9 protein-coding genes are annotated in these 8,618 nt (G+C 61.6%); 1 reads left to right on the top strand and 8 read right to left on the bottom strand.

What is annotated here, in order from left to right:
* Positions 1-127: 127 nt before the first annotated feature.
* Genes J7412_RS17650 through J7412_RS17615 form a run of 8 tightly spaced genes read right to left on the bottom strand, consistent with a single transcriptional unit; the run spans position 128 to position 6,355 of the window.
* Positions 128-1,099, bottom strand: a complete 972-nt coding sequence (locus J7412_RS17650; protein WP_209079879.1) for an energy transducer TonB — start codon at positions 1,097-1,099, stop codon at positions 128-130.
* Positions 1,096-1,479: a biopolymer transporter ExbD gene (locus J7412_RS17645; RefSeq protein WP_209065435.1), complete on the bottom strand. Its 384-nt coding sequence runs from the start codon at positions 1,477-1,479 to the stop codon at positions 1,096-1,098. Before J7412_RS17645 ends, J7412_RS17650 begins: the two co-directional genes overlap by 4 nt.
* A gap of 5 nt (positions 1,480-1,484) precedes the next feature.
* Positions 1,485-1,862, bottom strand: a complete 378-nt coding sequence (locus tag J7412_RS17640) for a biopolymer transporter ExbD (RefSeq protein WP_209065436.1) — start codon at positions 1,860-1,862, stop codon at positions 1,485-1,487.
* 1 nt (position 1,863) lies between these two features.
* A complete protein-coding gene (locus J7412_RS17635) occupies positions 1,864-2,529 on the bottom strand; it encodes a MotA/TolQ/ExbB proton channel family protein (RefSeq protein ID WP_209065437.1) in 666 nt (221 codons plus the stop codon).
* A gap of 51 nt (positions 2,530-2,580) precedes the next feature.
* Positions 2,581-3,357 carry a heme ABC transporter ATP-binding protein gene (locus tag J7412_RS17630; protein WP_209079877.1) on the bottom strand — a complete coding sequence of 259 codons (777 nt, stop codon included), beginning with the start codon at positions 3,355-3,357 and terminating at the stop codon, positions 2,581-2,583.
* A gap of 3 nt (positions 3,358-3,360) precedes the next feature.
* Positions 3,361-4,437 carry an iron ABC transporter permease gene (locus J7412_RS17625; protein ID WP_209079875.1) on the bottom strand — a complete coding sequence of 359 codons (1,077 nt, stop codon included), beginning with the start codon at positions 4,435-4,437 and terminating at the stop codon, positions 3,361-3,363.
* Positions 4,437-5,306 carry an ABC transporter substrate-binding protein gene (locus tag J7412_RS17620; protein WP_348539480.1) on the bottom strand — a complete coding sequence of 290 codons (870 nt, stop codon included), beginning with the start codon at positions 5,304-5,306 and terminating at the stop codon, positions 4,437-4,439. Before J7412_RS17620 ends, J7412_RS17625 begins: the two co-directional genes overlap by 1 nt.
* On the bottom strand, positions 5,303-6,355 hold the full coding sequence (locus J7412_RS17615; RefSeq protein ID WP_209079873.1) for a ChuX/HutX family heme-like substrate-binding protein: 1,053 nt from the start codon (positions 6,353-6,355) through the stop codon (positions 5,303-5,305). Before J7412_RS17615 ends, J7412_RS17620 begins: the two co-directional genes overlap by 4 nt.
* Before the next feature lie 233 nt (positions 6,356-6,588).
* On the opposite strand from J7412_RS17615, the gene J7412_RS17610 reads away from it, so the two are divergent.
* Positions 6,589-8,616: a TonB-dependent receptor gene (locus J7412_RS17610; protein WP_209079871.1), complete on the top strand. Its 2,028-nt coding sequence runs from the start codon at positions 6,589-6,591 to the stop codon at positions 8,614-8,616.
* The last annotated feature ends 2 nt before the right edge of the window (positions 8,617-8,618 follow it).

Raw genomic sequence — 8,618 nt, 5'->3', positions numbered from 1 at the left:
CCGAAACACCACACGCAACGCCAAACCATAACGTCGGTATCACGTCGGTAACGCATACGTTTCGCGGAGGTGGAATAATCGGACCGCAGGACCCAACGGGCGCGAAAACGCAGAATCCGCAACGGGGTTATTTGGAGGAAATGGGGATGTCCATTTTCAGGCTGGGCACGCCGAGACCGGCTGGGGCCTTTGGCATACGGCCCGCCGCGCGCACGGATTTGAGGGCGGCTTGGTCCAATCGGGTGTTGCCGGAGCTCTTTAACAGAAAGATACCGGAGACCTTGCCGTCGACAGAAACGGTGATCCGCACAGTGGCTGTGCCCTCGCCAACGCCACTCGGCGTGCGTTGGGCAATGCGGGCGCGCGCAGCATTGGCCCATTTGCGGGCGAGGCTTTTGCGTTTGGCGTTGGACACCGAAGCGGTCTTCTCATCGCCGTTTTTGCCTTTGGCGGTTTTGCCGCCTTCACCCTGTGCGCGCCGTGCGTCGATCTGAATGGAGTCTGTGGCCGATTGCGCGGCTTTCTTCTCCGTCTTCTTCTTCTCTGGTGCCGGAGGCTTTGGCGGCGGGGGCGGAGAGGCTGGTGCCTTGGGTGCAGCCTCTAATACCGGAGCCTCCATCGGCCTGGGCAATTCAGGGGGCGCAGCTCTGGGGGGGACGGCCGCCTGAGGAGGGGCCGGTTGCTCGGGTGGCAGCTGTGCCGGAGGGGTCGCCATATCTGATTGCAGGTTTGGCGCTTGGGCCGCGGGTGCGACGGGCAAAGGCGGGCCATCTGCGGAGGGCAAGTTCAACGCCTGCATGTCACTCATCTGAGGTGAGACTTCTGCGGCGGCCACGGGCATGGGCGGTGGCGCGTCTTGCGGCACGCTTTGCTGTGGCATGGAAAGATCCATGGCCTCAGGTAGATCAGGCGGCGCATCCCAGGTTTCCACCAAAGCGGCGATGCTGGCATTGGAGGCCATCATCTGCAGAAGGTCCGCACCCGCATCCCCTGCGCTTTGCAGGCCGCTTTCCAATTGCGGAGCAAAGAAGGCGAGATGGCCAGCGGTGACGATGCCGCCAAACACAAGGGCTTCGGAGGTGATGCGCGCCAGTCTCATTGCAGGGCCGACACCAGTTTGAGATCCCGCACCCCTGCCGCGGCGAGTTTTGGCAGAAGTGCTGCGATCTCCTGTGCGGAGACGGCACGGTCTGCGCGCAGCATCAGGGGCTCATTCTCGGGATAATCGGTCAATGCGGCCAGAACATCGGCCTCGCCGCGCGCCTCCTGATAAGCCAGTTCCCCTTCTGCGGAGACATGCAGGATGGCCTGGCCGTCTGCGGGCGTGTCCAAATCGGCGGCGGGCGGGGAGACTTCGAAAGGTTCCGGCGGCGTGATCTGCGCGGTCATCAGAAAGAAGATCAGCAACAGGAAGACCACGTTGATCATCGGGATCACACTTTCGGCGGCAGCACGTTTGGGGGCTGTTGCAATGCGCATGAGGGTTACTCCACCAGAACCAATGTTTCATATCCGGCATCAGACAGGCGTTGCATCACATCCACGACGCGCTGCAGATCGGCCTCGTCGCGTGCGCGCACCACAATGGCGTCGCTGTGCGAGAGCATCATGGTGCCCAGTTCGGCCAGCAGATCTTCGACCGGCGTGGCCACCCCATTGAGGCTGACACTTTCGGGGCGCACTTCGACCAGACGGGGCGGGCCTTCATAGGGGCGATCAGAGGCAGCGCTGAGCGGCAGCGGGATTTCCATTTCCTGCCCAAAGCGCGAGGCCAGCATGAAAAACACCAGCAACAGAAAGACCACGTCGATCATCGGTGTCAGGCTGGGCCTGCGGCGCGTGGGAGCAGCGGCGAATTTCATCTTATTCCGCCGCCATCAGCTGGGTGCTGTTGTCTTTGCCGCTGGTGAGAATGCGGGTGGCCGCATCTTCCATATCTTCCTGAGAGCGCGTGACCACGGATTCAAACCAAGTGAGCGCGATTGAGGCGGGGATGGCCACGGCCATTCCGGCGGCGGTGGTCAAAAGCGCTTCCCAGATGCCCCCGGCCAAAGCGGCAGGATCGGCGCGCGAGCCTGCCTGTTGCAGGGTTTGGAAAGCGGCGATCATACCCAGAACCGTGCCCAGCAGCCCAAGCAGGGGCGCGATGGTGGCAATCAGTTCAAGCGCGCGCAGGCCGCTGCGGCCATCAGCCAGTTTGCGGCGCGCAACCCGTTCGATCTCTTCCCGCTGCTCTTCGGGAGAGAGCCGCCCCTCAGCACAGACCTGCATGGCGGCATTGGCCACGACCGCGCGCAGGGAGCGCCGACCGTTGAGCACCGAAAGCGCGCCTTTGCGGTCGCCTTTGGTCCAGAGGGTCACGGCGTATTCGGTTTTCTCTCCCGCCCAGGCACCGAGCAGCAGAAGACGCCAGATTTTCCAGAGGATCAGCGCGCCAGTGATGACCGACAGCGCCGAGATGGCCCAGATTGCGGGGCCGCCCTGCTCCAGAAACGCCAGAGCTTCCAACCAACGAGACTCAAGATGCATGGTATCTGTCCTTATTCATTGCGGCGCATTCCCTATAAGGCGCTTGCCGCCTCACGCCTGCGCCACATGGGGCAATAAGAAGGTGCCGGAGGGCGGCGTGGTGTTGACCTGAACGGCGCAGTGGTAGGCTTGGCTCAGCAAGCTGTTGGTGAAGACCGCTTCCGGCGAGCCTTGCGCAAGGATGCGGCCATCGCTGATCAGAGCCACATCATCGGCAAACATGGCGGTGAGATTGAGATCATGCATCACCGCCACAACGCCGCCGCCCGCATCGGCAAAATCGCGGGCGATCTGCATCACCAGAAGCTGGTGGCCGATGTCGAGTGCGGAGACCGGCTCGTCCAGAAACAGCCAGCGCGGGGTGTCCTTCTGTGTCGGCTCCCAGACCTGCGCCAGAACGCGGGCGAGCTGCACCCGTTGTTGCTCACCACCGGAGAGTTCCTGATAAAAGCGCGCGGCATAACCGCTGAGGCCGACACGCTCCAGCGCGGCAGGCACCAGATGCGGGCTGCCGCCGGAGGTGCCGTTCATCAGCCCCAAGCGGACCACCTCGGCCACGGTGAAGGGAAAGGCCAACGGCGTGGCCTGAGGCAGCACGCCGCGCATGGCGGCAAGCTGCCAGGGTTTGGCTGTGTCGATGTCGGTGCCGTTGAGCAGAACCGTGCCGTCATGGGGCACTTCGGCGGTCATGGCTTTCAAGAGCGTGGTTTTGCCCGAGCCGTTGGGACCGACGATGGCGGTCAGCGCGCCGGGGGCAGCGTTAAAGGACACATCATGCAGCACGTCGCGGCGGCCAAAGGTGACGGTGATATTTGTGGCTGAGAGCATGGCTTACATATCCACGAGGCCGCGGCGGCGCAGCAGGATCCAGAGGAAGAAGGGGCCACCGATGACGGCCATGATGATGCCGATGGGCAATTCGGCGGGCGCGATGATCATGCGGCTGATGATGTCGGCCACCAGCAGGAGCGTGGCGCCCAAGAGTGCGGAGTTGCGCAAGAGGTAGGTGTGGTCCGGTCCGACGGCGAGGCGCAGAAGATGCGGCACCACGATGCCGACAAAGCCGATGCCACCGCTGACCGCGACAGCTGCGCCCACAGCGGCGGCAACCGCAAGGATGGCCACGTTTTTGGTGCGCTGTACGTCGATGCCCATGTGGCTGGCGGCGGCTTCGCCAAGCGCCAGACCGTTGAGGCCTTTGGCAATGAACGGCATGGCGATCAGGGCGGCCAGCATCAGCGGCAGGGCGGCGAAGAGTTTGGACCATGTGGCCCCGGCAATGGAGCCCATGCCCCAGAAAGTGAGCGTACGCAGTTGGGCGTCATCGGCGATATAGATCAATACGCCGCCAACAGCACCGGTCAGCGCGCCAAGGCCGATCCCCGCCAGCAGCATGGTGGCGACAGAGGTGCGCCCCTTGCGGGTGGAGACATGATAGAGGATCAGGGTCATGGCCCAGCTGCCCGCAAAGGCGGCAATCGGCACAATGTAATAGCCAAGTGCCGCGCTGATCGCGACGGGCAACAGGCCGCCAAGCACAATGGCGACGATGGCCCCGAAGGCAGCACCGGCGCTGACGCCGATCAGGCCAGGGTCGGCCAATGGGTTGCGAAAGAGCCCCTGCATGGTGGCGCCGGACACCGCCAGCGCGGCCCCGACCGCCACGCCCATCAGGGTGCGCGGCAGGCGGATGTCCCAGAGCACAACGCGCTCGCGCAGCTCAAGCTCCTCGCCGCGGGCCAGATCCCAGAGCGCCTGCCAGAGCGAGGTGCCGGATGCGCCAATGGCGAGAGAGGCCAGCATGGCGATGAGCAGACCACCCACCAGCACCAAAGTGAGCCGATGGGCGCGCAGGCTGCGGTCGCCCTCAAGGGCAGTCGCAGCTGGGGAGTGCAGTGCGAAGGCCATCAGCTTTCAATGTCCGCCAAAGCGTCGGCCAGCTCGGAAATCGCCTGCGCGGTGCGGACGGAGAAGCCAAGCAGCAACATGCCATCCATACGCACCACCGCCTCGTTGAGCGCGGCCGGTGTCTGGCCAATGGCAGGATGGGCGCGCAGGGTTTCATTGCTGGCGCTGTGATCGCCCTGACGGCCCATCATCAGAATGACCTCGGCCCCGCTGGTGGCGATGGCTTCGTCGGTCATGGGTTTGAAACCTTCAAACCCGGTGGCGGCGTTCTGGCCACCCGCAAGCGAGATGATCGCATCCGCGCTGGTGTTGGTGCCAGCCGCCATCACGCGGCCACCCGCGGCGGACAGGATAAAGAGCACTTTGGGGCGGTGGGTGGTATCAACTTTGGCAAGCGCCTCAGCGATGGCCGCGTCGGTTTGAGCCGCCAGCGCCTCGCCTTTCTCCTGAACACCGAGGATTCCGGCCACGGTGAGGATCTTTTCGCTGATCGCTTCGCGGGTGAAGCCGTCGTTGATTTCCGCCACGGGAATGGCGGCCTCGCGCAGCAGTTCCATGGTTTCCAATGGACCGGCACCCGCCTCACTGATGATCAGATCGGGATTAACCGACAAGAGCCCTTCCGGCGACAGGCGGCGGATATAGCCCACATCGGGCAGATCGCGCGCCTCAGCCGGGAAGTTGGATGTGGTGTCACGCGCAACAAGGCGGTCTTCTTCCTCAAGTGCGTAGACGATTTCGGTGACAGCGCCGCCGACCGCGACAATGCGGGAGGCAGGTTCATCCGCCTGCAAGGTGGTGCCCAGCAGGATTGCCAATGCGCCCGCCATCACAGACTGTGTGGCCGCTATTCCGCTCAACTTCATCATGCCGGAACCTCCGCAAAGCTGTCCTCAAGATCGGCCATCAAAGCGTTCCAGCCCGCCGCCGCATCGTCATCACGCAGCACACCAAAGAACTGCGCAATCAACGCGCCCTCGGCATCAAAGGCCTCAACCGAGATGGCCGGCCCGCGACGGGTGCTTTTGGTGACCGCATAGACTTCGGCGATGTGGTCCTTGCGCAGGTGCAGATCGTGGCCGGGATCAAGCACGTTGATCCAAGGCCCCATCTCCACAATGCGCGCCACCGGGCCGGTGTGAATTTCGATGCAACCTGCATTGCCGACGAAGATCATCACCGGCACCTCTTTTTCAGACGCGCGGTGCAGCAGCGCTTCGACGGATTTGGGCGCAAGCGACCGGGCATAAGGCGCGCCCGCAATGCGGTAGGCCCCAAGACGGTTCATCTTCATTTTGCGGGTGAGCTGCATGAACTGATGGGTGTCGGTAAGCTTGTCCCACTCCGCCCGCAGCTTTTCAGCTTTCTCCGCATCGCCCTTCGCGCCCTCAACAGGCTTGCGCGGCTTAACGGTCAGCGCATCGGATTGCTCAGACAGTTTCAGCTCCGCAACAATCGCATCCCAGTCTTGTGTGTTGGAGGCCTCGCGCAGGTGGACCTTGTGCACCGCATCACCAGCCGCATCAAACACCTGAATGGAGCGCTTCACACCTTTGTCGGTGGACTTCTCCACGGCAAAGGCATGTTTCCAGTGGCCGGGAAACATGCGCAGGTCGATCTCTTCATTGACCACCAGCGCCGCGTGGTCACCTGACCGGTAGTTGGCATATTCGCCCACCTTCTCGATCACGCAGGAGCGGTTGCGGGTCAGAGCCATCACCTCGCCCAGACGCTCAAAGGCGGCAAACAGCGGATCCAGCTCCGCGGTCACGCAGGTCACGCCCTCGCCAACATGGGCGGCCATCAGCTCTGCTTCGGAAATGCCAAGCTGGTCTGCGAGGTCACGCTCCCGAAGGGTGCTGTGTTCTGCGCGGGCGTCGCGGATTGCTTGCGGAGTAAGGGCGGAAGTGGCGGCCATAGTGCGCGCTCCTGTCAGTCATCAAGGCGTAAAGGTCTGGAGACAGGCTGGCGTGTGCAGAATAGTCACAGGGAGCTGGCGTCGGTGATCGAGTTGAATCACATTGTTGACAGAAATAGTGTGATTTATTAACGAGCGCAAGTCGTTCGCCGGAGAGCGAACAGACTCACTCAACAAGTCGTCGCCAGCCTCCCCCGCCAGCATCTTGAAAAGACTATTGGAAGGGGATTTCCATGTTTGCCTGCACCACTCGCAGAGCAGCACTGCTCTGCAGCGCCGCGCTCATTTCAACCACATCCGCGATGGCCCAAGACAGCCTGGGCGACGGTGTTCTGGACGGCGTTACCGACGGCGTCATTCTGCTTGATGAAATTGTGCTGAAACGCTCCAAGCGCGACATTCAAACGGACACGGCCAACTCCATCACTGTTATTGAACAGGAAGAGATTGATGACCGTCAGGCCACCACGGTTGCCGAGCTGATCGACAGTGTGCCCGGTGTGACCCTGATCAACGGTGCAACGCCACAAGGCTCCGGCATCAACATCCGTGGCTTTGGCGCAAACAGCACCTTTGGCAGCGACCAGAAAGTTCTGATCCAGGTGGACGGCGCCTCTGTTGGCTCCGAAGAGCTTTACCGTATCGGCACCCAACTGTTTACCGACCCGGCGCTTTATAAAGAGGTCTCTGTGCTGCGCGGTCTGGGCGGCTCTTTTGAGTATGGCTCTGGCGCCATCGGCGGCGTGGTTCGTCTGGAGACCAAAGATGCTTCTGATTTCACCGGTGGTGAAGTTGGCTTCAAATTCCGCCAGACCCTACAAGGCAACACCAATGGCAGCGGCTTCGCAAGCTCCTCCATTCTGGCTTGGCAGCCAACTGAGAATTTCGAAGTGCTCGGCAACTTCTCTTACAATTCGCAGGAGAACCAGAAAGATGGCTCCGGCGCGACCATTGGGAACTCCGAATTCAATCTGCCGTCTTATGCGCTCAAATTGCGGGGCTACTTCGGCGATGATCGCTCCCATTCCGCAGAGTTCAGCTATAGCCGCACGGAATCTTCTCAGCGCGATGTTCCCTATGACAGCTTCGCAACCACTGCTGGCTTCTTCGGCAATGTGGACCGCGATTTTGAGACGACCAATGCCGTATTCACGTATGGCTACAACCCTGCAGACAACGACCTGATCGATTTGGAAGTGCAGCTGAGCTATGCCGACCAAAAAATTGATCAAGCGGCGGTAGGTGGTGCAAGCGCGCTGCGTGACGCGGATCACCGTTACGAAACCACCAAGCTGCTGGTGAAAAACACCTCGCTGTTCAGCACCGGCCAAGCGACGCATGACATGCGTTATGGTGTTGAAATCAGCCGCCGTGATCGTCGGGATCAGACAGATGCCTCAGCACCTGGTGGCACGGATGACCGGGTTGCTGTTTTCGTTGTGGATGACATCGACTTTGGCAACGGGCTGACCCTGACGCCGGGGGTGCGCTTTGAGGATCAGACCCTTGAAGGCAGCGGCACTGCGAATGGCAAATATGACAACAGCGCCCTGATGGGCGGCGTGTCAGCGCAGTATCAATTTGCCAGCGGCTGGTCGATTTTGGGCAGCGCGGGCTACACCGAGAGCATGCCAATTCTTGATGACATCGGCACGGCAGCTTTGAGAACACAGAGCGAGAAAGCACGCAACTATGAGATTGGCGCATCTTATGCCAACACCGGCGTGTTCCAGGACGCAGACAGCATCGCCTTCAAAGCGACCGTCTACCGGACAGACATCTGGGATATCACGTCCTATCGTAACTTTACATCGCCAAGCATCGACTCTGTTGAGCTTACAGGTGTTGAGCTGGAGGCGCGCTATGCGTTGGAAAACGGTTTTTACGCCGACCTGAACGCTAACATTCAAGATGGCGACGCAACCGACGCGGGCGGCACCACCGGCGACTGGCGCAACTCCCCAGCCGATCAGCTGCGTCTGACAGTGGGCAAGCGCTTTGACCGCAAATGGGACATCAGCTGGGAAATGGTGGCAAATGCCAGCATCGACGTGACCCGTCCAAGCGGCGCGCAATCCGAATCTGCCGGCTACGTGGTGCACAATCTGCGTGCCACCTATCGTCCGCAGGAAGGTGCCTTTGAGGGAGTGGAAGTGCGCTTGGGCCTCGAGAACGCCTTTGACAAGTTCTACACCCAGCATCTTGCCACCCGCCCGGCACCGGGCCGGACCCTCAAGGTCTCTCTGGCAAAAACCTTCTAAGG

It is taken from the genome of Shimia sp. R9_3, assembly GCF_017743755.1.
Taxonomy (GTDB): domain Bacteria; phylum Pseudomonadota; class Alphaproteobacteria; order Rhodobacterales; family Rhodobacteraceae; genus Shimia.
The sequence above is the reverse complement of the archived record's forward strand: the minus strand, read 5'-3'. Positions and strand labels throughout refer to the sequence as shown.

Coding starts and splice junctions, on each gene's coding strand:
- J7412_RS17650 (WP_209079879.1), bottom strand. CDS start 1,099: ATGAGACTGGCGCGCATCACCTCCGAAGCCCTTGTGTTTGGCGGCATC.
- J7412_RS17645 (WP_209065435.1), bottom strand. CDS start 1,479: ATGCGCATTGCAACAGCCCCCAAACGTGCTGCCGCCGAAAGTGTGATC.
- J7412_RS17640 (WP_209065436.1), bottom strand. CDS start 1,862: ATGAAATTCGCCGCTGCTCCCACGCGCCGCAGGCCCAGCCTGACACCG.
- J7412_RS17635 (WP_209065437.1), bottom strand. CDS start 2,529: ATGCATCTTGAGTCTCGTTGGTTGGAAGCTCTGGCGTTTCTGGAGCAG.
- J7412_RS17630 (WP_209079877.1), bottom strand. CDS start 3,357: ATGCTCTCAGCCACAAATATCACCGTCACCTTTGGCCGCCGCGACGTG.
- J7412_RS17625 (WP_209079875.1), bottom strand. CDS start 4,437: ATGGCCTTCGCACTGCACTCCCCAGCTGCGACTGCCCTTGAGGGCGAC.
- J7412_RS17620 (WP_348539480.1), bottom strand. CDS start 5,306: ATGATGAAGTTGAGCGGAATAGCGGCCACACAGTCTGTGATGGCGGGC.
- J7412_RS17615 (WP_209079873.1), bottom strand. CDS start 6,355: ATGGCCGCCACTTCCGCCCTTACTCCGCAAGCAATCCGCGACGCCCGC.
- J7412_RS17610 (WP_209079871.1), top strand. CDS start 6,589: ATGTTTGCCTGCACCACTCGCAGAGCAGCACTGCTCTGCAGCGCCGCG.